Raw genomic sequence first — 23590 nt, 5'->3', positions numbered from 1 at the left:
GATGGCTTATGGTCAGCCTCGCAAGACAACAGGTGTTGGCCACCTGCTGGCGATGCTGTGCCTGGTGATCGGTGGCTGGCTGGGCAGCCTGTCGGCCAATGCCGAAGACATTCTGCTGACTGGCTCCGACGACAGCCCCGGCGTGCAATCCTTCATCCAGGCCCTGCGCGAATTGCGCCCTGGCGATCGCGTGCGTTTCCAGCCACTGTCCGACTTGCCGGCACCAAGCAAACTCGCAAGTGACATCCGTCTTATTCTGCTGGACTTGCCAAGCCTCGACTGGCGCCTGCAAGACCCCCAAGGCCCGGCGACGCTGGTCTTGCGCATCAGTCGCCTGCAAGCGCGACAGCATCTGGGGGAACACCTGCCACCGCACCTCAGCCTGCTCTGGAGCGATCCGCCACTGGAGCGCCAACTGCACTTGACCCGCATCCTCTTGCCCCAGGTCAAGCGGGTCGGTGTGCTGTACGACAGCCACAGTGAATTCCTGTTGAAAGAACTGCGCCAGGCAGCTCTTCCCCTGGGGCTCGAAGTGGTGACCGAGCGCTGGGACAACATCCATGACAGTCGTCCATTGCAAACCTTGCTGAACAACAGCGATGTGTTGCTGGGCCTTGATGACCCCGATCTATACAACCCAAAAACCGCCAAAAACCTGCTGCTCAGCAGCTATTCACGACAGCTGGCATTGATCGGTCCCAACGCCGGGTTCGTCAAGGCCGGGAGCCTGGCCAGCACCTACAGCGATCAGAGCGATTGGCTGGCCATTCTCGATGAACTGCTCGACCAGCCGCCCACCACGTGGCCACGCACCCACTACCCGCCTCGTTTCAAAGTCTCAAGCAACCCGCAGGTGGCTCGTTCATTAGGTATTGAACAGATAAACGAAGCATCTGTCGCAACACTGTTGGCTGAAAGAGAACGCCGCCCATGACCTTCCGACGCCGTTGGGACATCAACACCCGGACCCAGCTCATCAGCCTCGGCCCCGCCCTGCTGTTGACATTGCTGTTGATCAGCTTCTTCACCTTCGTGCGGATCCAGGATTTGCGCCAGGAACTCAACCACACCGGTCAACTCATCGCCAACCAACTGGCGCCGGCCACTGAATACGGTGTGATTTCCGGCAACAACGAGGTGCTGGAGAGTCTGCTCAAGGCCACGCTGGCCACGCCCAACGTGCGGTTCCTGGAAATACAGGACAGTGCCAACCGGATTCTGGTGTACGTCGAGCGCCCCTCGGCCAACCATGACCGACCGCATCAGGTTGAAGTGTTCCAGGCACCGGTACGGTTGCAGCGCATCCCGCTGCACAATGATTTTTTCCAGGACAGCAAAGTCGCCTCCAGCGCCCCCGCCGAGGATTACCTGGGACGGGTGATCGTCGGTTTGTCCAACGATGCATTCAGTCAGCGCCAGCAGGAAATCCTGCTCAAGGCCGCGATACTGGCACTGTTCGCCCTGCTGTTTACTTTCGTGCTCGCCCGGCGGCTGGCGGGCAGCCTGTCGCAACCGATCCGCGATATCGGCAACGCGGTCAAGGCGATCCAGGGAGGTGACTACAAAACACCGCTGCCCATCGTCGACGACACCGAACTGGGCGCCCTCTCGCAACACATCAACAACCTTGCCAGTGGGCTGGAACAGGCGAGTCGTGAACAGCATCAGGCCATGGCGCAGTTGATCCAGACCCGCGAAGAAGCGGAAAAGGCCAACAACGCCAAGTCCGACTTTCTCGCCATGATGAGCCACGAATTGCGCACGCCGATGAATGGTGTGCTGGGCATGTTGCAGTTGCTGGAAACCACCGAGATGACCCCGGAGCAGGTCGAATACGCGGCACTGGCGTCGGAATCCACCGAACATCTGCTCAAGGTTATTAACGACATTCTGGATTTCTCTCGTATCGAGCGCTCGGAGCTGGAGCTGGAACACATTCCGTTCCACCTCGCCGACCTGATCGGCGCCTGTGCGCAGTCGTTCCAGCACAGCGCGGCACAACGCGGGCTCGATCTGCAATTGCAGATTCCGGAGGATATGCGAGGGTTGCAGGTTCAGGGCGATCCAACACGGATCCGGCAGATTCTGGTCAACCTGATCGGAAATGCATTGAAATTCACCGAACAGGGCCGCGTGTCCATCGAACCGCAATGGCAATCACTGGATCACGAACTGTTGTGGTTCACCTGCACCGTGCGCGACAGTGGCATCGGTATTGCTGCCGAAAGTCTGGAATTGATGTTCAACGCGTTTCAACAAGCCGATAGTTCTATTTCAAGACGTTACGGAGGCACCGGCCTCGGTCTGCCGATTGCCCGCACCCTTGCCGAACGCATGGGCGGAACCCTGCGCGCCCAGAGCGAAGAAGGTTATGGTTCGGAGTTCACCCTGGAAATCCCGTTGGCGCTTTATCAACAGCCACTGCCTGTGCTCGCGCCGAGGGCACCAACCAGTAATGACGATGGCGACGGCCGCAATGTGCTGCTGGTCGAAGACAACCCGGTCAATCAGACGGTAATAGAAGCCATGCTGCGCAGCCTGGGCTTTACCGTCAGCGTCGCCGTCGATGGCGCGCAAGCGGTACGCAGTGCCGAGAGCCTGATTTTCGAAGCGATCCTGATGGACTGCCGATTGCCGGTCATCGACGGCTACGAAGCCACCCGACAGATTCGCCAACTGCCCGGCTGCACCGACCTGCCGATCATCGCCCTGACCGCCAATGCCTTGCAGGGCGATCGCGAAGCCTGTTTGTCGGCGGGGATGAACGATTACCTGGCCAAGCCCTTCAAACGGACTGATCTGCAGCAAATTCTGCAGCGATGGGTGCAGTAGTACAGGCCTTTCGAGCATCTGCGACTGGCGTGAAAGGCGAAAGTGCGGCAGTCTTAGGCACCCGAACAGGCCCAAAAAGGGGCTTGAATAAAAATTTCAGTGCACAAGTGTACTTTCATGTCCTTGGTGCTGTGACTTTCACCACAACGCAATAGTCTATGAGTAGGCTGCCGGTTCGAGGCATGAACGCTTCGATCGGCCGGGAAGATTTGCCCCACCTGCCGCATGGGACTATTGAGGAGCTCGCATGACCAAACAAAACGCCTTTACCCGGGAAGACCTGCTGCGCTGCAGTCGCGGTGAGCTGTTCGGCCCAGGTAACGCGCAACTGCCCGCCCCGAACATGCTGATGGTTGATCGCATCACCCTGATCAGCGAAGACGGCGGCAAGTATGGCAAAGGTGAATTGGTTGCCGAGCTGGATATCACTCCGGACCTGTGGTTTTTCGCTTGCCACTTCGAAGGCGATCCGGTGATGCCGGGCTGCCTGGGCCTCGACGCCATGTGGCAACTGGTCGGCTTCTTCCTCGGCTGGCAAGGCCTGCCGGGCCGCGGTCGCGCACTGGGTTCGGGCGAAGTGAAATTCTTCGGCCAGGTCCTGCCAACCGCCAAGAAAGTCACCTATAACATTCATATCAAGCGCGTCCTCAAGGGCAAGCTGAACCTGGCCATCGCCGACGGTTCGGTCACTGTCGACGGTCGCGAAATCTACACCGCCGAAGGCCTCCGGGTTGGCGTATTCACCTCCACTGACAACTTCTAAGGGTTATCCGCATGCGCCGCGTCGTTATCACTGGTCTGGGCATCGTTTCGTGCCTGGGCAATGACAAAGAGACCGTCTCCGCTAACCTGCGTGCAAGCCGCCCTGGCATCCGGTTCAACCCGGAATATGCCGAAATGGGTCTGCGTAGCCAGGTTTCCGGCTCCATTGACCTCAACCTTGAAGAACTGATCGATCGCAAGATTTATCGCTTCGTCGGCCACGCAGCGGCTTACGCCTACCTGGCCATGAAAGACGCCATCGCCGACTCCGGCCTGACCGAAGAGCAGGTGTCCAACCCGCGTACCGGCCTGATCGCCGGCTCCGGTGGCGCATCGACGCTGAACCAGATGGAAGCGCTGGACATCCTGCGCGAGAAAGGCGTCAAGCGCGTCGGCCCATACCGTGTAACGCGGACCATGAGCAGCACCGTTTCCGCTTGCCTGGCCACCCCGTTCAAGATCAAGGGCCTGAACTACTCCATCGCTTCTGCCTGCGCCACCAGTGCTCACTGCATCGGTACCGCCATGGAACAGATCCAGATGGGCAAGCAGGACATCGTTTTCGCCGGCGGCGGTGAAGAAGAGCACTGGAGCCAGTCGTTCCTGTTCGACGCCATGGGCGCCCTGTCCAGCAAGCGTAACGACACCCCGGAACAAGCTTCCCGCGCCTACGACGCCGACCGTGACGGTTTCGTCATCGCCGGTGGCGGCGGCATGGTCGTGGTTGAAGAACTGGAACACGCCCTGGCCCGTGGCGCGAAGATCTACGCGGAAATCGTTGGCTACGGCGCGACTTCCGACGGCTACGACATGGTCGCCCCAAGCGGCGAAGGCGCCATCCGCTGCATGCAGCAGGCGCTGTCCACCGTCGACACCCCGATCGACTACCTGAACACCCACGGCACTTCGACCCCGGTCGGCGACGTCGCGGAAATGAAAGGTGTGCGTGAAGTGTTCGGCGACAAGGCTCCGGCCATCAGCTCCACCAAGAGCCTGTCGGGTCACTCCCTGGGCGCCGCCGGCGTTCACGAAGCGATCTACTGCATGCTGATGATGGAAGGCAACTTCATTGCCGGCTCCGCCAACATCGACGAGCTGGATCCGGAAGTGGCTGACCTGCCGGTACTGACCAAGACCCAGGAAAACGCCAAGATCGACACCGTGATGAGCAACAGCTTCGGTTTCGGTGGCACCAACGCCACACTGGTGCTGAAGCGCTGGCAGGGCAAGTAATACCCCGCTGCTTCGCTGCACACAAAAACGCCCCGACTGGTTCGGGGCGTTTTTTTTGCCTGAAGAATCACCGCAGCCCCTGTGGGAGCTGGCTTGCCAGCGATGACGTCGGCACAGCCAACATCAACGTCGCCTGACACACCGCTATCGCTGGCAAGCCAGCTCCCACAGGGTCGAAGTGCCTGTTCAACATGAAGCTTTTGTCATGGAACTCAACGCCCTGCGACGCAATGTCGCGGATTTCGCGGGCTGCAGGACTGTTTCCAATTTTGTAATAAACCCTTTCAAAACTTGATCATTTACTTAGCAGGCTAACAAAACCTATAACAGAGTCCTGCACATGCCTTGCTGCAGATAACAGAGATTGGAGCTAGCAGATGACTGTAAAAGTAACTGAACGCGACGATTCACACATGTCCCACGAAGGCGTAGCCGCCGGCATCCGGATCTGGGATGTGCACCAACAAGACCTGCTGGTCGGGATGTTCCACTCCGAGACAGATGCCCACAACTACAAGGCCGAACTGGAAACACTGGAGCGGCAACGAGAACTACGCTCCGCTTGAACAATGACCGCATTGAAAACGACAAACCCCGCCATGAGCGGGGTTTGTCGTTGTGGCAGTCGTCAGTGGCTTACCACATCAGATCATCAGGAATCTGGTACGCCGCGTACGGATCGTCCTCGGCAGCGACCTCCTCGGTCTTGACGTTCATCTGCACGATGCGTTGCGGATCACGCTCCTGAATCTTCAGGGCCGCTTCACGCGGGATGACTTCGTAGCCGCCAGCGTGATGCACGATGGCCAGCGAACCGTTGCTCAGCTTGTTGCGCATCAGCGTGTTCACCGAAATGCGCTTGACCTTCTTGTCGTCGACGAAGTTGTAGTAATCCTCGGTCGTCAACTTCGGCAGGCGTGTGGCTTCGATCAATTGCTTGACCTGCGCAGCACGGGCCTTGGCTTCGGCCTTCTCCTGCTGCTGGCGGTTAAGTTCCTGGTCGCGCTTGACCTTTTCGGCCTGGGCTTCCTGGGCTGCGCGCTGCTGGGAATCATCCAGTTCGATCTGGCCCTTGTGGGCCAGGCGCTGTTGTTTCTGCTTCTCTTTGCTGACCTGCTTGGCCTGCTTCTGGTTGACCAGCCCTGCTTTGAGCAACTGGTCGCGAAGGGAAATGCTCATGGTGCTTATTACTCACTTAGGCCACTGCTCAACCGCAGCTGGACACATTCTTTTCCTGGCGTTTGGCTTCGCCCCATAAGGCGTCCAACTCTTCGAGGGTGCAATCTTCCATGGGACGGTGGGTGTCGCGCAATGCCTGTTCGATAAAACGGAAGCGTCGCTCGAATTTGCTGTTGGCACCACGCAGCGCGCTTTCCGGATCAACCTTGAGATGCCGCGCCAGATTGACCACGGAAAACAGCAGGTCGCCGACTTCATCGGCAATTGCCGCCGAATCGTTGTCGGCCATCGCCTCGAGTATTTCATCGAGTTCTTCACGGACCTTGTCCAGCACCGGCAAGGCGTCCGGCCAGTCAAAACCGACCTGAGCTGCGCGCTTTTGCAATTTGGCCGAACGGGACAACGCCGGCAATGCCGCGGGGACATCATCGAGCAAGGACAGCTGTTGCGGCGCGGCGGACTTCTCGGCGCGTTCTTCGGCCTTGATCTCCTCCCAGCGCTGCTTGACCTGTTCTTCACTCAGACGCGGGACATCCAGAGGCGCGTACAGATCACCGGTGGGGAATACGTGCGGATGGCGGCGGATCAGCTTGCGGGTAATGCTGTCGACCACGCCATCGAACTCGAAGCGCCCTTCTTCCCGTGCCAACTGGCTGTAATAAACCACCTGGAACAGCAGATCGCCCAGTTCACCCTGCAAGTGATCGAAGTCCCCGCGCTCGATGGCGTCGGCGACTTCGTAGGCTTCCTCAAGGGTGTGCGGGACGATGGTGGCCCAGGTTTGCTTGATGTCCCACGGGCAACCGTACTGCGGGTCGCGCAGGCGGTTCATCAGGTGCAGCAGGTCTTCAAGGCTGTACATCATTATTTATGTCTCACCACAAAACCCTGTGGGAGCTGGCTTGCCAGCGATGCGGACACCTCGGTTCTTCAGGAAAACCGAAGTGATGCCATCGCTGGCAAGCCAGCTCCCACAATAATATCGGCCATCTTCAAGGCGTACGGTTACGGCGCGTTTCGATGATGTTCGGCAATTGGGAAATCCGCCCCAGCAACCGCCCCAGCGCATCCAGCCCCGGAATCTCGATGGTCAGGGACATCAACGCGGTGTTGTCCTCTTTGTTCGAGCGGGTGTTGACCGCCAATACGTTGATCCGCTCGTTGAGCAGCACCTGGGAAACGTCACGCAGCAACCCCGAACGGTCGTAGGCACGAATGACGATGTCCACCGGATAGGTGAGCACCGGTACCGGCCCCCAGCTGACCTGGATGATCCGCTCCGGCTCGCGACCGGCCAGTTGCAGCACTGAGGCACAATCCTGGCGATGGATGCTCACGCCTCGACCCTGGGTGATGTAACCGACGATTGCATCCCCCGGCAGTGGCTGGCAGCAGCCCGCCATCTGGGTCATCAAGTTGCCGACGCCCTGGATCTGGATGTCGCCACGCTTGCCCGGCTTGTAACCGGTGGCCTTGCGCGGAATCAGCTCCAGCTGTTCATTGCCACGTTCAGGCTCGACCAGTTGCTGCGCCAGGTTGACCAATTGCGCCAGGCGCAAATCGCCGGCACCGAGGGCGGCAAACATGTCCTCGGCAGTTTTCATGTTGGCCTTGTCGGCCAGCTTTTCGAAATCCACCACCGGCAGGCCGAGGCGATTGAGTTCGCGCTCCAGCAGGGTTTTACCGGCCGCAACGTTCTGATCCCGCGCCTGCAACTTGAACCAGTGAACAATCTTCGCCCGCGCCCGCGACGTGGTGACGTAACCCAGGTTCGGGTTCAGCCAGTCACGACTCGGGGTGCCGTGCTTGCTGGTGATGATCTCGACCTGTTCACCGGTTTGCAGGCTGTAGTTGAGCGGCACAATGCGCCCGTTGATCTTGGCGCCACGGCAGTTGTGGCCGATCTCGGTGTGCACGCGATAGGCGAAGTCCAGCGGTGTCGCGCCCTTCGGCAGGTCGATGGCGTGACCATCCGGGGTGAAGATGTAGACGCGGTCAGGCTCAATATCGACCCGCAGCTGTTCTGCCAGTCCACCGATATCGCCCAGCTCTTCGTGCCATTCGAGCACCTGACGCAGCCAGGAAATTTTCTCTTCGTAGTGATTGGAGCCGGACTTGACGTCGGTGCCCTTGTAGCGCCAGTGCGCGCAAACGCCGAGCTCTGCCTCTTCGTGCATCGCGTGGGTGCGGATCTGCACTTCCAGCACCTTGCCCTCGGGACCGATCACCGCCGTGTGCAGCGAGCGGTAGCCATTTTCCTTGGGGTTGGCGATGTAGTCGTCGAACTCTTTCGGGATGTGTCGCCACAAAGTGTGGACGATGCCGAGCGCGGTGTAGCAGTCGCGCATCTCCGGCACCAGCACGCGAACGGCGCGCACGTCGTAGATCTGGCTGAACTCCAGACCCTTGCGCTGCATTTTGCGCCAGATCGAATAGATGTGTTTGGCCCGACCGCTGATGTCCGCTTCGACGCCGGTGGCCTGCAGTTCATTTTTCAGCTGGCTCATCACGTCGCTGATGAAACGCTCGCGATCCAGTCGCCGCTCGTGGAGCAACTTGGCGATCTGTTTGTACTGGTCGGGTTCCAGGTAACGGAAGGACAAGTCCTCCAATTCCCACTTGATATGACCGATACCCAAACGGTGAGCGAGTGGCGCGTAAATGTCGAACACTTCACGGGCCACGCGGTTGCGTTTTTCGTCATCGGCGGTTTTCACCGCACGGATCGCGCAAGTGCGCTCGGCCAGTTTGATCAGGGCGACGCGAACGTCGTCGACCATGGCCACCAGCATTTTGCGCAGGTTTTCCACCTGCCCCTGAGTGCCCAGCACCAGGGATTTGCGGGGGCTCAAACTGTCACTGATCGCCGCCATGCGCTGCACGCCGTCGATGAGTTTGGCCACCACCGGACCGAAGCGCTGGCTGACGGCCGGCAACTGGATCTGGCCTTCACGCACGCCACGGTACAGAACCGCGGCGACCAGCGAATCCTGATCGAGCTTGAGGTCGGCGAGGATCTCGGCGATTTCAAGACCGTAGCGGAAACTCGAGTTTCCTTCGGACCACAAATTGTTCGCCGCATTGGCTTGTTGTTCGGCCTCGCGAGCGTACTCACAGGCTTCTTTCAAGGCTTCGCGATCCAGTGCCAGATCGACACTGACCGCATGATCGAGCCAAGCCTCGAGATTGATACTGCCGTCGGTGTTGATCGGCTGGTGTGCTCTCACCTGTACCATCTTGCTTACCTTCCCTACGACGCAGATTCAATGCGTCAGAATCGCTGACCTTCGTTGCCCGTGCGCCCGCGTAGGGCTGGTGCGCGGCTGCACGGGCGGGCCAGTCGGACCAGACGAGCCATCCTAGCTCGCTTCAAATAACGCCATGGCTTCGACATGCGCCGTCTGAGGAAACATATCGAGAATCCCGGCACGTTTTAACCGGTAGCCCTGCTTGATCAATTCGACCGTATCACGCGCCAGCGTTGCCGGGTTGCACGACACGTACACCAAGCGCTCGGCGCCCAGCGATTTTAGCTTGCGCACCACCTCGAAAGCACCGTCTCGCGGTGGGTCCAAGAGTACCGCACAAAAGCCATCACGCGCCCATTCGGCGTCGGTCAAAGGCTGGGATAAATCGGCCTGAAAAAATTGTACGTTATGCAGATTGTTGCTAACGGCGTTCGCAGCTGCCCGCTCGACCATCACCTGCACCCCTTCCACCGCTACCACTTCGCGAACGGTTTGCGCCAGTGGCAAGGCAAAGTTACCCAACCCGCAAAACAGATCGAGCACTCGCTCGTTCGCGGAAGGCTTCAACCACTCCAGTGCCTGGGCCACCATGGCCTCGTTGACCCCGGCGTTGACCTGGACGAAATCCCCCGGTCGATACGCCAGATCCAGTTTCCACTGTTCCAGACGATAGCCCAACGCTTGATCGGCTTCGACGGGGTGCGGTTCACCGTCGCCATGCAACCACAATTGGGCTTCATGGAACGCGCAAAAATCCTTGAGAATCGTCAGGTCGGCGTCGGACAACGGCGCCATGTGCCGCAGCAACACCGCCAGCGATGAACCGGCGAACAACTCCACATGTCCGAGCGCCTGGGGCTTGCTCAGGCGCCGCAGCATTTCCGGCAAGCGGGTCATGATCGGTTGCAAGGGCTGTACCAGCACCGGACATTCATCGATAGCGACAATGTCCTGGCTACCGGCGGCGCGGAAACCGACCTCGAGTTTCTTTGACTTCATGTCCCAGCGCACTGCGACTCGGGCACGACGACGGTAAGCGAATTCCGGACCACTCAATGGCGCGGCCCACTCTTCGGGCTCGACACCGGCAACCCTGGACAATTGCTCAGCGAGCATGCGCTGTTTCAGGGCGAGCTGTTCGTTGTGAGGCAGATGTTGCACGCTGCAGCCGCCGCAGCGGCCGGCATGGGCGCACGGTGCAGGGCGACGCAGTTCGCTGGCCTTGAATACCCGCTCGGTACGCGCCTCGACCACTTTGCCGTGGGCACCGAGCACCCGCGCCTCGACGTCTTCACCGGCCAGAGCGCCAATGACAAACCAGGTACGCCCTTCATAAAACGCGATCCCGCGACCGTCATTAGCCAGGCGCTCGATAGTCAGGCGCTGCTTTTTGCCGGTCGGGATTTGCGGGGCCTTGCTGCCGCCCGTGGGCTGGAAGCGCAGGCCTCTCTCATGTTTGGCCATCAGTTGGGCGCGTCGAAAATGCCGGTCGACAGATAACGGTCGCCTCGGTCGCAGATGATCGCGACGATCACCGCGTTTTCAACTTCTTTGGACAGACGCAGCATGGCCGCCACCGCGCCACCCGACGACACGCCGCAGAAGATGCCCTCTTCACGGGCCAGACGACGGGTCACGTCTTCGGCTTCGCTTTGGGCCATGTCGACGATCCGATCCACGCGATCGGCCTGGTAGATCTTCGGCAGGTATTCCTGGGGCCAGCGCCGGATACCCGGAATAGCCGAACCTTCCATGGGTTGCAGACCGATGATCTGCACGTTCTCGTTCTGCTCTTTCAAATAGCGCGAGACGCCCATGATGGTACCGGTGGTGCCCATGGAGCTGACGAAGTGAGTAATGGTGCCCTCGGTCTGGCGCCAGATTTCCGGGCCGGTGGTGGTGTAGTGCGCCTCCGGATTGTCACCGTTGGCGAACTGATCCAGCACCTTGCCACGGCCTTCGGCTTCCATGCGCTGGGCAAGGTCACGGGCGCCCTCCATGCCTTGCTCCTGGCTGACCAGAATCAGCTCGGCGCCGTAGGCAGTCATGGCCGCCTTGCGTTCGGCGCTGGAGTTGTCCGGCATGATCAGGATCATCTTGTAACCCTTGATCGCGGCGGCCATCGCCAGCGCGATCCCGGTATTACCCGAGGTCGCTTCGATCAGCGTATCGCCGGCGTGGATCTGCCCGCGCAACTCGGCGCGGGTGATCATCGACAGCGCCGGACGGTCCTTGACCGAACCCGCCGGGTTGTTCCCTTCGAGCTTGAGCAAAAGGGTGTTGCTGGTGGCGCCGGGCAGGCGCTGCAAACGGACCAGCGGAGTGTTGCCGACGCAATCGGCGATGGTTGGGTACTGCAAGGTCATGGCGTAATTCGCAATCCAGACTGCCGGGGCGCCTATCATACCGGCAAACCTCATAAGCCCATATCACGCAAAGTGTGGTGCTTATGGTTTATAGGAATAAGAGATGAGCCTGAAGTGAATAGGCGCACCTGTTCGCGGACGAGCCACAGTCCATCAAACATCAGCAGGTGCCATTTTCAGGCCCAAGCACATGTGAACAATCAGACATCAGAAATTTCTTTCAGAAATGTAATTTCTGAAAGAAAAAAGGAATGCTTTCATCGGAAGTTTCCTGCGTTGCGCGACGGCATTCTTGAACTAGTCCTGATCGGCAGCAGCCCGTAATCTTTTCAATGTTCAGTTAAACAAGACCGCACATAGCGTGCTGGACAACACGACCAGTTTTTCCACAGCGTTCAGTATTTCCTCTTTACCCAATTAGCTTTATTCCAAGGAAGAAAACACATGAAGACCTTACTTGCACTTCCCTTCGCCGCACTGATGCTCGTTTCCGGCCAAGCTTCTGCTGCATGTACCTATATTAAAAACACTTATACTGGGACCGTTCCTGCCAACGCCGATATTGTTGTGCAAGGGCCTTTTACTATCACAGGTGCAAATGGATGTCGACAGGCCAACATCTCCTCCACTATTTCCGCTTTGGGTTCCGGTTCACCTCCAAACCTGGTCATTGAAAGGTTGGATGGCTCGATTTGGAAACATATCGACGGCGGCAATCGTAGTTCGGCTTCAGCTCTTGGTCCGCTGGGTACATACAGGGTTCGCCATGTGAATAACCATAATGTGCCCAGAGGATATTCCGGCACCACTCGTTACGGTCGATAACCCTTAAGCGGCGGTGTCCGTAGGCTTCATGCCGGGCACCGCCGACTCAGGCTTCAACGCTTATGGCTAGGCTGTCTTGATCGGAATTGGCAAAATAAGAGAGTGCAGCCAGCACGTGATTTGCTCGAGTCAACCCTCTGGTTATTTCATGAAAGCCCGCAGCTTCCGACCTGCTATGTGACAGCCTTTCTTCCAGCATTTGATTAAACATGGCGATTGCATTGAATTTCACATCTGTTCCAGCTGGATAGCCAGTTTCGTCATAAGCCATTCTCCCCGAAGTAAAGAAGTGCGCCACATCATGGCCGATCAAACCAGCTTCAAAAAGCAAAGAACCCGCTTGAGCGAGTTCGTAAGTGCTGACGGACGTGAAGTCGTACCCTTTCAAGGCCCCTCTCAACTCTTCAACTGAAAGTTTTCCGTTCAACTTCAACGCATCAACCGCATCACTGAAATTCGTCTTCGTGTAGCTATTGGTTGTCTCAAGCGGGTTTTTGACGAAATAGGCATCTGCTTTCATCGACAGAACTGAAAATTTAATATCCATCAAATACTCTCCTTGCTTTTATTATCAAACCAGTTATCGCCACTCAAACTTAAACCTTGAGCGCTTTATCCACTCGACCCCAATTAAGATGTTGCGAATTATCTCTAAATGATATTTGAGGATATCGGCCAAATTGACGATGGATGGACCCTAGCCCTCTCGTCCGCCAAGGGTGACCGTGCCCCCTTGTCTTTCGGCGTGGGCGCCGGGCCGATCGAGAAACTCGACCATGTAGGCGTCACGGAATATCTCAAGTGCTGAGGGGTGAGTTTGCTTCAGAACTGCGGAAACTTTCGCCGGCTGGGTCACGCGGCGTTCGAATAGCGCAGCTTTGAACTGACGCTCCAATTCACGCGTCGACCACTTTTCCTGCACAGCCAGGCGCAGATGCGCCCTGATGAAAAATCAGAGCGAATACCAGCCGAAACCAAGGCTGCAGGATTTACCTGCAACATAGAATCTCCCACAGGGGATCGGGGCGATCAGGTAGCTTGGGGCCTGCAAGAATCATATGTGGGAGCGAGCCTGCTCGCGAAGGCGTCATCACAGACATCGTCTCTATCTGCCAACAACCGCATATTCATCCGCAATCCGCGATCGGTGTTCTGCGCCCAAAGCTTCCCACCCTGGCGCTGTACTGCATTCCTGGCAATGCTCAAGCCCAAGCCAAAGCCACCATCTCCCGGTCGTGAGCCATCGAGGCGAGTAAATGGCGAAAAGATCCTCTCCAGATCTTCCTCCGCCACGCCGCCGCCTTGATCCTCCAGCCACAGATGCCAATATTTGCCATCACGTCTTCCATCGAGCGTGACCACGCCGTCCTTGGGTGAATGACGGATCGCGTTACGCAGCATATTTTCCAGTGCCTGGGCCAGGGTGTTGAGGTGGCCGCGAACCCAGCAGGACGAGTCCACCGAGCACTGCAATTGCCCTTCCGGCCAGCAGCTTTCATAGCAGGCGTTTTCCGTGAGCATTTCCCACAAGGCCTGGACCTGAATCGCTTCGTCAGGCAATCGGGTGCGCTCGGTGTCGAGCCAGGCCAGCTGCAGGGTGTCTTCGACGAGCCGCTGCATGCCATCGACTTCACGGCCGATGCGTTCGCGCAAGGCGTCCAATCCCTGCTCGCTTTCACTGGCCACGCGCAAGCGGCTCAGCGGCGTGCGCAACTCATGGGACAGGTCGCGCAGCAATTGCTGCTGCAACGCCACGGTATTTTGCAGGCGTTCTGACATGTGGTCGAACGCTCTTCCAAGTTCACCCAATTCATCGTTACGGTTGGTCGTACGACTCGACAACCGTACATTCAATTGATCGGCACGCCAGGCATTGGCCTGTTCGCGCAGGGTGTTGAGCGGAATCACCAGTAACCGATAGAGGCCCACGCAAAGCAACAAGGTGAACATTCCGGGGATCACGCCGTTGGTGATCACGCGCCAGAACACCCGATAGCGCCCGGGCACAAAGCGCTCGGGCAGTTCGATCACCAGGCTGCCGGTAGACGAATCATGGGGAAACGGCACACGCATCCACGGCCGGCCTTTTTTGTGGATGGGCCAATCCAGGCCGCGCAGGAAGGTCAGGTGCTCGATGTCCTTGTCCGTCAGCGGTTGGCTGCCCAAGGACTGCAAATCACCGCCGATGACACCGACCCAACTCTTTTCCCGGTGCTGCATGCCCTGTAGCCAACCATCGACGCCCTCACTCTGGCCCAGATGCCATGCCTGCTCGGCCTCGGCGGCATAACGCGCCAGGGTGCGCCTTGCCTCATCCGACAGGAACTGATTGCGCTGTTCCATGTAGCGGCCCCAGGACCAGCTCAGCCAGATCATTAGCAGACAGAACGCGACCAATAGACAGGCCAGCTTCCAGAACAGCGAATGCCGCCCCGGCAATTTACATTTCATCGCCGGCACTCAGGATGTAACCCTTGCCCCAGACCGTGCGCACTTCGCGCTCGGTGTAGCCAATGGCCTTGAGCTTGCGGCGGATCTGGCTGATGTGCATGTCCAGGCTGCGATCATGGGCCGCGTAACCCCGTTGCAACACATGCTGATAAAGGAAGGCTTTGCTCAAGACTTCATCGTCGTTGCGGTGCAGTGTTTCCAGCAGACGATACTCGGTGCGTGTCAGGCCGGCCGCCTTATCGCCATAAAACACATCAAACAGCTCATCGTCGAAAAGCAGGCTGTCCGGTACCGGGGCGATGGCCACCGGCGTCGGTCGACGATCCAGTGCCACCCGGCGCAGGATCGCTTCGATGCGCACCCCCAGCTCAGCCATGCTGAAGGGCTTGGGCAAGTAATCATCGGCCCCCAGGCGAAAGCCGCTGATGCGATCCGCCTCGGCTCCCAGCGCCGACATGAGCAACACCGGCGTGGAATGGCTCTGGCGTAATTGCGTCAGCACCGAAAGCCCGTCCAGGCCGGGCAACAGGATGTCCATCAACACCACATCAAAGGCTTGCTGGCGGGCAGCGTCCAGGCCTTCCTGGCCGTTCTGGCACCAGGTCACCTGAAAGCCGCTACGACCCAGATGCTCGTGAACATAGGCACCGAGTACGAGGTCGTCTTCGATGGAGAGGATGCGGGGATGGCCGGCGGTGTTGGGAGTCATGAGTATCTGCAAATAATTCTCAGTCGTTAAGTATTCAAGATTGCGTCGTCCAGGGCAAGGCTGGGGACCGGCCGTGACTTGAAAGTGCCGATCCGACCGACGAATGACGGCATCAATTTTACGAAGATTGCCCGCCTTCAAATCGCTACACTGCGCAAGTGGCGCGTGCCGGACGCATGTGCAGGTCTATAGATTGCCGGATGCAGGAGAGAGGCGTGCTCAAGAAACTGGGAATTAAAGGCCGCGTGCTGTTGCTGACCCTGTTGCCGACCAGCCTGATGGCGTTGGTCCTGGGCGGCTATTTTACCTGGATGCAGCAATCCGACCTGCAAACCCAACTCATGCAGCGCGGCGAAATGATCGCCGAGCAACTGGCGCCGCTGGTAGCGCCTGCCATGGGGCACAAGAACACCGAACTACTGGAGCGCATTGCCACCGAGTCCCTGGAACAACCCGACGTGCGCGCCGTGACCTTCCTCGCGTCGGACCGTACGCCGCTGGCCCATGCCGGGCCGACCATGCTCAATCAGGCACCACTGGGTGACGGTTCGCAAATGCTGCGCCGCAGTGGCAGTGATGCAACCCGTTACCTGCTGCCGGTGTTCGGCAAACACCGCAACCTGGCTGGCGACCTGATTCCCGATGAAGCCGACCGCCTGCTGGGTTGGGTCGAACTCGAACTGTCCCACAGCGGCATGTTGCTGCGCGGTTACCGCAGCCTGTTCGCCAGCCTGATGATGATCGCGGCTGGCCTTGGAGGCGCGGCACTGCTGGCCTTGCGCATGGGCCGCACGATCAACCGGCCACTGAATCAGATCAAGCAGGCCGTGGCCCAGCTCAAGGACGGTCATCTGGAAACGCGTCTGCCGCCCCTCGGCAGCCAGGAGCTGGATGAACTGGCGTCCGGCATCAATCGTATGGCCGGCACCCTGCAGAACGCCCAGGAAGAATTGCAGCACAGCATCGACCAGGCCACCGAAGACGTGCGCCAGAACCTGGAAACCATCGAAATCCAGAACATCGAACTTGATCTGGCGCGCAAGGAAGCCCTGGAGGCAAGCCGGATCAAGTCCGAATTCCTTGCCAACATGAGTCACGAAATCCGCACGCCGCTCAACGGTATTCTCGGTTTCACCCACCTGCTGCAAAAAAGCGAGCTGACCCCGCGACAGCTCGACTACCTGGGCACCATCGAAAAGTCCGCCGACAGCCTGCTGGGGATCATCAACGAGATCCTCGATTTCTCGAAGATCGAGGCCGGTAAATTGGTCCTCGACCACATTCCGTTCAACCTGCGTGACCTGTTGCAGGACACCCTGACCATCCTCGCACCGGCCGCCCACGCCAAACAACTGGAACTGGTGAGCCTGGTTTACCGCGACACGCCACTGTCGCTGGTGGGCGATCCGCTGCGGCTCAAGCAGATCCTCACCAACCTGGTCAGCAACGCGATCAAGTTCACTCGCGAGGGCACCATCGTCGCCCGCGCCATGCTCGAAGAAGAGCACGAAGACAGCGTGCAACTGCGCATCAGCATCCAGGACACCGGTATCGGCCTGTCGAATCAGGACGTGCGTGCGCTATTCCAGGCCTTCAGTCAGGCCGACAATTCACTGTCGCGGCAACCTGGCGGCACGGGACTGGGGCTGGTGATTTCCAAGCGACTGATCGAACAGATGGGAGGCGAGATTGGCGTCGACAGCGCACCGGGAGAGGGTTCGGAGTTCTGGATCAGCCTGAGCCTGCCGAAAACCCGCGACGACACCGAAGACCTGCCCGGCCCGCCACTGTCCGGAAGACGCGTGGCGGTGCTGGAAAACCACGAACTGGCTCGCCAGGCCCTGCAGCACCAGCTGGAAGACTGCGGCCTGAGCGTGACGCCGTTCAATACCCTGGAAAGCCTGACCAATGGGGTAACCGGCGCCCACCAGACCGATCAGGCGATCGACCTGGCAGTGCTGGGTGTCACCAGTAACGATATGCCACCGGAACGCCTGAACCAGTACATCTGGGACCTGGAACATCTGGGCTGCAAAGTGCTGGTACTGTGCCCGACCACGGAACAGACCTTGTTCCACCTCTCGGTCCCCAACCCGCACAGCCAGCTTCAGGTCAAACCGGCCTGTACCCGCAAGCTGCGACGTGCACTGTCCGATCTGGTCAACCCGCGCCAACCCCGCAGCGAACCCGGCGAACCGGTGTCCAGTCGCGCACCGAAAGTGCTTTGCGTCGACGACAACCCGGCCAACTTGTTATTGGTGCAAACCCTGCTCGAAGACATGGGCGCCAAGGTGCTGGCGGTCGAAAGCGGTTACGCCGCGATCAAAGCGGTCCAGAGCGAGACGTTCGATCTGGTATTGATGGACGTACAGATGCCCGGCATGGACGGTCGCCAGAGCACTGAAGCGATCCGCCAGTGGGAAAGCGAACGGCACTGCACCCCGCTGCCGATCGTTGCCCTCACTGCCCACGCCATGGCCAACGAAAAACGCGCGTTGCTGCAAAGCGGCATGGACGACTATCTGACCAAACCGATCAGCGAGCGGCAACTGGCGCAAGTGGTGTTGAAATGGACCGGGCTTGCGTTGCGCAACCAGGGTCCGGAACGCTCAGGCGACAGCCACGGGAGCGCCTATGAGCTACAGGTGCTGGATCACGAAGAAGGTTTGCGCCTGGCCGCCGGCAAGGCCGATCTGGCCGCGGACATGCTGGCGATGTTGCTGGCATCGCTGGAAGCCGACCGCGAAGCGATCCGCCAGGCGCAGGAAAGCCGTGACCACAACGCGTTGATCGAGCGCGTTCACCGCCTGCATGGTGCCACCCGCTATTGCGGCGTACCGCAACTGCGCGCCGCCTGCCAGCGCAGCGAAACCCTGCTCAAGCAACAAGACCCGAAAGCCTTTGGCGCGCTCGAAGAACTCGACCGGGCGATCAATCGCCTGGCCGCCCAGGCGCGTATCAATGCCTGATGCAGCGCAATGATGTTGTGAACCCGAAGCGCTAGGCTCACCACAAACCCTGTGGGAGCTGGCTGGCCAGCGAAGGGGCCCTCAAATCCTGCGTTGTTCTTGAGATTGCCTTCGCTGGCAAGCCAGCTCCCACAGGGTTTGGGGGTAGCATTCAATATTGATTCGCCAGGAGGACACATGCGCACGATTCTTTTCAGCAGCCAGACCTACGACCGCGACAGCTTTCTTGCCGCCGACCTGCCGGCCGGCATCGAACTGCACTTCCAGGCGGCGCGCCTGAGCCTGGATACGGTGGCGCTGGCGCAGCAACACGAGGTGGTCTGCGCCTTCATCAATGATGACCTGGGCGCCCCGGTGCTCGAACGCTTGGCCGCCGGCGGCACCCGCCTGATCGCCCTGCGCTCGGCCGGTTACAACCATGTCGACCTGACAGCGGCAAAACGCCTGGGAATGGCGGTAGTGCGGGTGCCGGCCTACTCGCCTCACGCCGTGGCCGAGCACGCGGTGGCGCTGATCCTGGCGCTGAATCGTCGTTTGCACCGCGCCTACAACCGCACCCGCGAAGGTGATTTCAGCCTGCATGGTTTGACCGGGTTCGATCTGGTGGGCAAGACCGTCGGCGTGGTCGGCACCGGGCAGATCGGCGCGACCTTCGCCAAAATCATGAACGGCTTCGGCTGCCGGTTGCTGGCCTACGACCCATACCCGAACCCGCAGGTAGAAGCACTGGGTGCCCGTTATCTGAGCTTGCCGCAACTGCTGGCCGAATCGCAGATCATCAGCCTTCACTGCCCACTCACCGAACAGAGCAAACACTTGATCAACCGCGAATCGCTGGCGCACATGCAACCCGGTGCAATGCTGATCAATACCGGCCGTGGTGGCCTGGTGGACACACCCGCGCTGATCGACGCCTTGAAGGAGGGCCAGTTGGGATATCTGGGGCTGGACGTGTATGAAGAAGAGGCACAGTTGTTCTTCGAGGACCGTTCCGACCTGCCCTTGCAGGACGATGTTCTGGCGCGACTGCTGACCTTCCCCAACGTCATTGTCACCGCGCACCAGGCCTTCCTGACACGCGAAGCACTGGGCGCGATTGCCGAGACCACCTTGCACAATATCGCCGTCTGGATGGCGGGCAAGTCCGAGAATCGTGTCGAGAGCGACTGAACCTGATCGAAGGTCATCTGCCCGCGCCATGCTGCGCGTATGCCCGTGCTAGCATATCGCGCATATTTGGAGGACCCATGGTCGAACACGATTTCCGCTACAGCCTGATGAACCCGCAACACACCCTCACCGAATGCCGCGCCCTGGTGCCGGGGCGTTATCAAGTCACCGGCAACGGCGGCTCGATTCGTAATAATGACGTGCTGGTCGTGACCCTCAAAGGTGCCAAGGACCTGTCCATGCGCCTGACCGTTGAAACGGTTCGCCATTTGATCAATCCGCCCGGCCAATGGGTCGCAGTGGCCAGTGGTCCGGTATTCGGCGAACTGGCGATCCATACGTGGAAAGTGAACTGCGACAGCTGCGCCAAAGAGCTGAGCTTCGAGTTCGCGGTCGACGCCAAACTGGGCAACAGGGCCGAAAAGCCTGCCGCCACCGCGCGAATTGCCGAGTTGGGCTGGAAGTCCGTTGACGAGAAGCACCTTTGCCCGAAATGCCAGGAGCCCGCGTGATGAAACGCCTCGCTCTGGCCGCGATGGCGGGCGCCGGCCTTGTGGGCTGCGCCGCCGAACCGGTGCAATTGCAACAAAATCGCAGCTATATCCTGGAATGGATCGGCGAACGACCGCTGATGGATTACAGCCACCTGACCATCACCCTCGGTGAGGACGGTCGCGCCTACGGTAATGGCGGCTGCAATCACTGGTTTGCGCCGTACACGCTGGAAGGCAGGAAATTGAGCTTCGGCAAGATCGGCAGCACCCGCAAACTCTGTGCACCTGCTTTGATGGAGCAGGAAAAACGCTTCCTTCAAGCCCTGGAGCAGGTGCAGCGCTGGGATGTCTCGGAGGTTGAGCAGATGCGCTTCTGGCCCGCCGAAGGTGCACCGCTGCGCTGGTGGCTTGAAGAGGGTTGATAAACCCTGCCTGATGAAACCTGTGGCGAGGGGATTTATCCCCTCGCCACAAATCAGTTACAAATCAGTTGGTGGCCTGCAACGCCTCCAGCTTCGCCATCACCCCTGCCGCAGTCTGCTCCCCCATCAACTGTTCCCGCACCTTGCCCTTGTTGTCGATGATGTAGGTTACCGGCAACGCCTCACTACGCGGCAATTCGAAAATCTCGGAAGGGTCCTGCGCCAGCACGGTGAACTTGATGCCGAGCTTCTCGCTGGCGCTCTTCAGCTCTTCACCCTGCACATTGTCGAAGTTGACCCCGAACACGCCGATCTTCTTGCCCTTGAGCTGCTCGGCCAGGGTGTTCAGTTCGGGAATTTCGGTACGGCACGGGCTGCACCATTCGGCCCAGTAATTGAGTACCAGCCATTGTTTGTCCAGGCGCTCGGCAGCGACTTTCTGCCCATACTGATCGATCCCGTAGTCGTTACCGCAGCCCCCCAGCATCAACGTTCCGATGATCGCCAATGCCGCTGCCAGTCGCCTTGTCATGTCGTGATCCTTGTCGAAAAAAGAATACTGCCGCGACCCATTGCCACCCAAGGTTCTGGATTACGCGTTGCACAGTTAGAATAGCCGCCACCTCACACAAGATGCGACCCGCTCATGACCGATCTGACGCTTTATCACAACCCGCGCTGCTCGAAATCCCGCGGTGCGCTCGAATTGCTCGAAGCCCGTGGCCTGACACCGACCGTGGTCCGCTATCTGGAAACCCCGCTCAACGCCGAGCAAATCCAGAGCCTGCTGGGCAAACTGGGCATCAGCGCCCGACAGCTGCTGCGCACCGGCGAGGACGAGTACAAAACCCTCAACCTGGCCGACAGCAGCCTGAGTGAAGCACAACTGATTGCTGCCATCGCTGCGAATCCGAAACTGATGGAGCGACCGATTCTCGAAGTCGGCGACAAAGCGGTCATCGGCCGTCCACCGGAACAAATCCTGGAGCTGCTGCCGTGAGTGCGCCGTACATTCTGGTGCTGTACTACAGCCGCAGCGGTTCGACCAACGAAATGGCCCGGCAGATCGCCCGGGGCGTGGAGCAAGCCGGCCTTGAAGCGCGCTTGCGCACCGTGCCGGCGATTTCCACCGAATGCGAGGCCGTTTCGCCGGACATTCCGGACGAAGGCGCGCTCTACGCCAGCCTAGACGATCTGAAAAACTGCGCCGGTTTGGCACTGGGCAGCCCGACCCGCTTCGGCAACATGGCGGCGCCTCTCAAGTACTTCCTGGATGGCACCAGCAACCTGTGGTTGACCGGCGCCCTGGTCGGCAAACCGGCCGGCGTGTTTACCTCCACCGCCAGCCTGCACGGCGGTCAGGAAACCACGTTACTGTCGATGATGTTGCCGCTGCTGCACCACGGCATGCTGATCACCGGCCTGCCTTACAGCGAGTCGGCGCTACTGGAAACCCAGGGCGGCGGCACCCCTTACGGCGCGAGCCACCACGCCGGGGCCGATGGCAAGAGCGGCCTGGACGCGCACGAAGTAGCACTGTGCCGTGCGCTGGGCATGCGTCTGGCCAAGACCGCACAGAAACTGGAGGGCTGAGGATGGCCAGGAAGCCGAAGATCCTGCACGCCATCGAATGGCTTGAACCTCGCGTGCGGGCCATGCGCGTGATCAGTCTGTTGTGTTTTTTCGGCCTGGTGGGACTGCTGTGCACCTACTACCTGCTGGTCGCCGATCTGCACGGCGCCCGGCCCTGGGTGATATTGCTGATCGAACTGGTGCCGCTGCTGTTGTTGGCACCTGGCATGATAATCGGCAACCCGCGCGGGCATTCGTGGATGTGTTTTGTGGTGAACCTGTATTTCATCAAGGGCGCATTGGCCGCGTATGACCCGAACCGGCAGATCTTCGGCTTGCTGGAGATGGGGGCGAGCCTGGCGGTGTTCTGCTCGGCGCTGCTGTATGTGCGGTGGCGGTATCAGTTGAATCGCAAGCTGGCTGGCGAAGGTGAAATCTCCGTCGCCTGACAGATTGCAATCGCCAGCAGGCTGGCTCCCACATTGGATCTGTGCCGTGACACAAGTCCCCTGTGGGAGCCAGCCTGCTGGCGATTGGACTGACTCGGTCTCAATGATTCACTGTGTACGCCAGCATCATCGAGATCTGGCTCATCGGCCGTCCGCCACTTTCTTCATGCCATTGATTGAACACGTCCTGCACCAACGCCAGGTCACGCAGGCTGCTTGGCACCTTGTCGATGATGTTCTGTGCATTCAACGCCGCCACCACGTCGTAGCTCGGCACGAAGGTGTCCTTGCCGACCATTCGCAGAAACCGTGGCGCCGACAGACCGCCCAATTGATACCCGCGTTTCTTCAGAAAGGTCCACAACCCGACGATGTCGGTCACTGGCCAATCGGCGATCATCGCGCCGAAGCTGCCCTTTTCATGGGCCACGTCCAGCACGAACTGCGCATTGCGCGGCACACTCTTGAGCTTGCCCAGGTGGCGGATGATCCGCGCGTCCTGCATCAGGCGCTCCAGGTGTTCGGCGCTCATCAGCACAACCTTTTCCGGGTCGAACTTGAAGAACACTTCTTCGAAGGCCGGCCACTTGGCGTCCACCAGGCTGTGTTTGAGACCGGCACGGAACACACGCAGCGCCATAGTCGACAGGTAACGATCGTCGGTGATGTCACGCAATTGCGCCGGGGTCTTGGGAACGGGCAAATGGGCTTCCAGCTCAGCCGCCGAACCGAAGCGGTTCAGGCAGTACTCATTCAGCCACTTGTAGTCGCGCATGCCCTCTCCCGGGAAATAAAAGTAAAACTGTGGGAGAGGGGGGGGGGGGGGGGGGGGGGGGGGGGGGGGGGGGGGGGGGGGGGGGGGGGGGGGGGGGGGGGGGGGGGGGGGGGGGGGGGGGGGGATAGGGGGGG

23 protein-coding genes and 1 pseudogene are annotated in these 23590 nt (G+C 59.6%); 13 read left to right on the top strand and 11 right to left on the bottom strand.

Annotated features, from left to right (window positions below; genetic code table 11):
* Nucleotide 1: 1 nt before the first annotated feature.
* The 5 genes from ACSFE6_RS17500 (at nt 2) to ACSFE6_RS17480 (ending at nt 5393) form a co-directional block, all read left to right on the top strand.
* The gene (locus ACSFE6_RS17500) at nt 2–934 is read left to right on the top strand and encodes an ABC transporter substrate-binding protein (protein ID WP_435428806.1); all 933 of its coding nucleotides are present in this window, start codon (nt 2–4) and stop codon (nt 932–934) included.
* The gene (locus ACSFE6_RS17495; RefSeq protein ID WP_435428805.1) at nt 931–2832 is read left to right on the top strand and encodes an ATP-binding protein; all 1902 of its coding nucleotides are present in this window, start codon (nt 931–933) and stop codon (nt 2830–2832) included. The genes ACSFE6_RS17500 and ACSFE6_RS17495 overlap by 4 nt, the downstream gene beginning before the upstream one ends.
* A 247-nt stretch (nt 2833–3079) precedes the next feature.
* A complete protein-coding gene (fabA, locus tag ACSFE6_RS17490) occupies nt 3080–3595 on the top strand; it encodes a 3-hydroxyacyl-[acyl-carrier-protein] dehydratase FabA (RefSeq protein WP_065258881.1) in 516 nt (171 codons plus the stop codon).
* 11 nt (nt 3596–3606) lie between these two features.
* The gene (gene fabB, locus ACSFE6_RS17485) at nt 3607–4827 is read left to right on the top strand and encodes a beta-ketoacyl-ACP synthase I (protein ID WP_433736677.1); all 1221 of its coding nucleotides are present in this window, start codon (nt 3607–3609) and stop codon (nt 4825–4827) included.
* 377 nt (nt 4828–5204) lie between these two features.
* Nucleotides 5205–5393, top strand: a complete 189-nt coding sequence (locus tag ACSFE6_RS17480) for a hypothetical protein (RefSeq protein ID WP_435428804.1) — start codon at nt 5205–5207, stop codon at nt 5391–5393.
* 70 nt (nt 5394–5463) lie between these two features.
* Here ACSFE6_RS17480 and ACSFE6_RS17475 read toward each other — a convergent pair whose 3' ends face one another.
* From ACSFE6_RS17475 to cysM, 5 genes are all read right to left on the bottom strand, one after another.
* The gene (locus ACSFE6_RS17475) at nt 5464–6006 is read right to left on the bottom strand and encodes a DUF2058 domain-containing protein (RefSeq protein ID WP_435428803.1); all 543 of its coding nucleotides are present in this window, start codon (nt 6004–6006) and stop codon (nt 5464–5466) included.
* Between the two features lie 28 nt (nt 6007–6034).
* Nucleotides 6035–6868 carry a nucleoside triphosphate pyrophosphohydrolase gene (gene mazG / locus ACSFE6_RS17470; RefSeq protein WP_435428830.1) on the bottom strand — a complete coding sequence of 278 codons (834 nt, stop codon included), beginning with the start codon at nt 6866–6868 and terminating at the stop codon, nt 6035–6037.
* Between the two features lie 130 nt (nt 6869–6998).
* A complete protein-coding gene (gene relA, locus ACSFE6_RS17465) occupies nt 6999–9242 on the bottom strand; it encodes a GTP diphosphokinase (RefSeq protein ID WP_435428802.1) in 2244 nt (747 codons plus the stop codon).
* 123 nt (nt 9243–9365) lie between these two features.
* Nucleotides 9366–10718 (bottom strand): 23S rRNA (uracil(1939)-C(5))-methyltransferase RlmD, encoded by a 1353-nt coding sequence (gene rlmD, locus ACSFE6_RS17460; protein ID WP_435428801.1) that lies wholly within the window; start codon nt 10716–10718, stop codon nt 9366–9368.
* Entirely contained in the window at nt 10718–11620 is a 903-nt protein-coding gene (cysM, locus tag ACSFE6_RS17455) for a cysteine synthase CysM (protein ID WP_435428829.1), read from the bottom strand. The genes rlmD and cysM overlap by 1 nt, the downstream gene beginning before the upstream one ends.
* Nucleotides 11621–12064: 444 nt before the next feature.
* Between cysM and ACSFE6_RS17450 the strand changes: the two genes are divergently transcribed.
* Nucleotides 12065–12445, top strand: a complete 381-nt coding sequence (locus tag ACSFE6_RS17450) for a hypothetical protein (RefSeq protein ID WP_435428800.1) — start codon at nt 12065–12067, stop codon at nt 12443–12445.
* A gap of 46 nt (nt 12446–12491) precedes the next feature.
* Here ACSFE6_RS17450 and ACSFE6_RS17445 read toward each other — a convergent pair whose 3' ends face one another.
* The 4 genes and pseudogenes from ACSFE6_RS17445 to ACSFE6_RS17430 all read right to left on the bottom strand — a co-directional run bounded on the left by ACSFE6_RS17445 (nt 12492) and on the right by ACSFE6_RS17430 (nt 15605).
* Nucleotides 12492–12992 carry a hypothetical protein gene (locus ACSFE6_RS17445; protein ID WP_435428799.1) on the bottom strand — a complete coding sequence of 167 codons (501 nt, stop codon included), beginning with the start codon at nt 12990–12992 and terminating at the stop codon, nt 12492–12494.
* Nucleotides 12993–13184: 192 nt separating this feature from the next.
* A pseudogene (locus ACSFE6_RS17440) lies at nt 13185–13382 on the bottom strand (PDDEXK nuclease domain-containing protein); the annotation flags it as partial.
* Between the two features lie 92 nt (nt 13383–13474).
* Complete coding sequence (locus tag ACSFE6_RS17435; protein ID WP_435428798.1) at nt 13475–14896, bottom strand: histidine kinase sensor domain-containing protein; 1422 nt, start codon at nt 14894–14896, stop codon at nt 13475–13477.
* Complete coding sequence (locus ACSFE6_RS17430; protein WP_435428797.1) at nt 14886–15605, bottom strand: response regulator transcription factor; 720 nt, start codon at nt 15603–15605, stop codon at nt 14886–14888. Before ACSFE6_RS17430 ends, ACSFE6_RS17435 begins: the two co-directional genes overlap by 11 nt.
* Before the next feature lie 215 nt (nt 15606–15820).
* On the opposite strand from ACSFE6_RS17430, the gene ACSFE6_RS17425 reads away from it, so the two are divergent.
* The 4 genes from ACSFE6_RS17425 (at nt 15821) to ACSFE6_RS17410 (ending at nt 20660) form a co-directional block, all read left to right on the top strand.
* Complete coding sequence (locus ACSFE6_RS17425) at nt 15821–18574, top strand: response regulator (protein WP_435428796.1); 2754 nt, start codon at nt 15821–15823, stop codon at nt 18572–18574.
* Nucleotides 18575–18751: 177 nt separating this feature from the next.
* On the top strand, nt 18752–19744 hold the full coding sequence (locus ACSFE6_RS17420) for a 2-hydroxyacid dehydrogenase (RefSeq protein WP_435428795.1): 993 nt from the start codon (nt 18752–18754) through the stop codon (nt 19742–19744).
* 77 nt (nt 19745–19821) lie between these two features.
* Nucleotides 19822–20256 carry a hypothetical protein gene (locus ACSFE6_RS17415; RefSeq protein ID WP_435428794.1) on the top strand — a complete coding sequence of 145 codons (435 nt, stop codon included), beginning with the start codon at nt 19822–19824 and terminating at the stop codon, nt 20254–20256.
* Nucleotides 20256–20660, top strand: coding sequence for an META domain-containing protein (locus ACSFE6_RS17410; RefSeq protein WP_435428793.1), 405 nt, complete (start codon nt 20256–20258; stop codon nt 20658–20660). Before ACSFE6_RS17415 ends, ACSFE6_RS17410 begins: the two co-directional genes overlap by 1 nt.
* Before the next feature lie 64 nt (nt 20661–20724).
* Here ACSFE6_RS17410 and ACSFE6_RS17405 read toward each other — a convergent pair whose 3' ends face one another.
* A complete protein-coding gene (locus ACSFE6_RS17405; RefSeq protein WP_435428792.1) occupies nt 20725–21192 on the bottom strand; it encodes a redoxin domain-containing protein in 468 nt (155 codons plus the stop codon).
* Between the two features lie 114 nt (nt 21193–21306).
* On the opposite strand from ACSFE6_RS17405, the gene arsC reads away from it, so the two are divergent.
* The 3 genes from arsC to ACSFE6_RS17390 are packed head-to-tail and all read left to right on the top strand — an operon-like array spanning nt 21307 to nt 22681.
* The gene (gene arsC, locus ACSFE6_RS17400; protein ID WP_435428791.1) at nt 21307–21660 is read left to right on the top strand and encodes an arsenate reductase (glutaredoxin); all 354 of its coding nucleotides are present in this window, start codon (nt 21307–21309) and stop codon (nt 21658–21660) included.
* Entirely contained in the window at nt 21657–22253 is a 597-nt protein-coding gene (gene wrbA, locus ACSFE6_RS17395; RefSeq protein WP_435428790.1) for an NAD(P)H:quinone oxidoreductase, read from the top strand. Before arsC ends, wrbA begins: the two co-directional genes overlap by 4 nt.
* A gap of 2 nt (nt 22254–22255) precedes the next feature.
* Nucleotides 22256–22681 (top strand): DUF2069 domain-containing protein, encoded by a 426-nt coding sequence (locus tag ACSFE6_RS17390; RefSeq protein WP_435428789.1) that lies wholly within the window; start codon nt 22256–22258, stop codon nt 22679–22681.
* 100 nt (nt 22682–22781) lie between these two features.
* Here ACSFE6_RS17390 and ACSFE6_RS17385 read toward each other — a convergent pair whose 3' ends face one another.
* Nucleotides 22782–23456: a DNA-3-methyladenine glycosylase I gene (locus ACSFE6_RS17385; protein ID WP_435428788.1), complete on the bottom strand. Its 675-nt coding sequence runs from the start codon at nt 23454–23456 to the stop codon at nt 22782–22784.
* Nucleotides 23457–23590 lie beyond the last annotated feature (134 nt).

This window comes from Pseudomonas baetica (assembly GCF_051216495.1).
In the GTDB taxonomy this organism is placed as follows: domain Bacteria; phylum Pseudomonadota; class Gammaproteobacteria; order Pseudomonadales; family Pseudomonadaceae; genus Aquipseudomonas; species Aquipseudomonas baetica_B.
The sequence above is the reverse complement of the archived record's forward strand: the minus strand, read 5'-3'. Positions and strand labels throughout refer to the sequence as shown.

Bases quoted from the DNA above. Each gene is read 5' to 3' on its own strand.
- ACSFE6_RS17500 (WP_435428806.1), top strand. From the start codon at position 2: ATGGCTTATGGTCAGCCTCGCAAGACAACAGGTGTTGGCCACCTGCTG.
- ACSFE6_RS17495 (WP_435428805.1), top strand. From the start codon at position 931: ATGACCTTCCGACGCCGTTGGGACATCAACACCCGGACCCAGCTCATC.
- fabA (WP_065258881.1), top strand. From the start codon at position 3,080: ATGACCAAACAAAACGCCTTTACCCGGGAAGACCTGCTGCGCTGCAGT.
- fabB (WP_433736677.1), top strand. From the start codon at position 3,607: ATGCGCCGCGTCGTTATCACTGGTCTGGGCATCGTTTCGTGCCTGGGC.
- ACSFE6_RS17480 (WP_435428804.1), top strand. From the start codon at position 5,205: ATGACTGTAAAAGTAACTGAACGCGACGATTCACACATGTCCCACGAA.
- ACSFE6_RS17475 (WP_435428803.1), bottom strand. From the start codon at position 6,006: ATGAGCATTTCCCTTCGCGACCAGTTGCTCAAAGCAGGGCTGGTCAAC.
- mazG (WP_435428830.1), bottom strand. From the start codon at position 6,868: ATGTACAGCCTTGAAGACCTGCTGCACCTGATGAACCGCCTGCGCGAC.
- relA (WP_435428802.1), bottom strand. From the start codon at position 9,242: ATGGTACAGGTGAGAGCACACCAGCCGATCAACACCGACGGCAGTATC.
- rlmD (WP_435428801.1), bottom strand. From the start codon at position 10,718: ATGGCCAAACATGAGAGAGGCCTGCGCTTCCAGCCCACGGGCGGCAGC.
- cysM (WP_435428829.1), bottom strand. From the start codon at position 11,620: ATGACCTTGCAGTACCCAACCATCGCCGATTGCGTCGGCAACACTCCG.
- ACSFE6_RS17450 (WP_435428800.1), top strand. From the start codon at position 12,065: ATGAAGACCTTACTTGCACTTCCCTTCGCCGCACTGATGCTCGTTTCC.
- ACSFE6_RS17445 (WP_435428799.1), bottom strand. From the start codon at position 12,992: ATGGATATTAAATTTTCAGTTCTGTCGATGAAAGCAGATGCCTATTTC.
- ACSFE6_RS17435 (WP_435428798.1), bottom strand. From the start codon at position 14,896: ATGAAATGTAAATTGCCGGGGCGGCATTCGCTGTTCTGGAAGCTGGCC.
- ACSFE6_RS17430 (WP_435428797.1), bottom strand. From the start codon at position 15,605: ATGACTCCCAACACCGCCGGCCATCCCCGCATCCTCTCCATCGAAGAC.
- ACSFE6_RS17420 (WP_435428795.1), top strand. From the start codon at position 18,752: ATGCGCACGATTCTTTTCAGCAGCCAGACCTACGACCGCGACAGCTTT.
- ACSFE6_RS17415 (WP_435428794.1), top strand. From the start codon at position 19,822: ATGGTCGAACACGATTTCCGCTACAGCCTGATGAACCCGCAACACACC.
- ACSFE6_RS17410 (WP_435428793.1), top strand. From the start codon at position 20,256: ATGAAACGCCTCGCTCTGGCCGCGATGGCGGGCGCCGGCCTTGTGGGC.
- ACSFE6_RS17405 (WP_435428792.1), bottom strand. From the start codon at position 21,192: ATGACAAGGCGACTGGCAGCGGCATTGGCGATCATCGGAACGTTGATG.
- arsC (WP_435428791.1), top strand. From the start codon at position 21,307: ATGACCGATCTGACGCTTTATCACAACCCGCGCTGCTCGAAATCCCGC.
- ACSFE6_RS17390 (WP_435428789.1), top strand. From the start codon at position 22,256: ATGGCCAGGAAGCCGAAGATCCTGCACGCCATCGAATGGCTTGAACCT.
- ACSFE6_RS17385 (WP_435428788.1), bottom strand. From the start codon at position 23,456: ATGCGCGACTACAAGTGGCTGAATGAGTACTGCCTGAACCGCTTCGGT.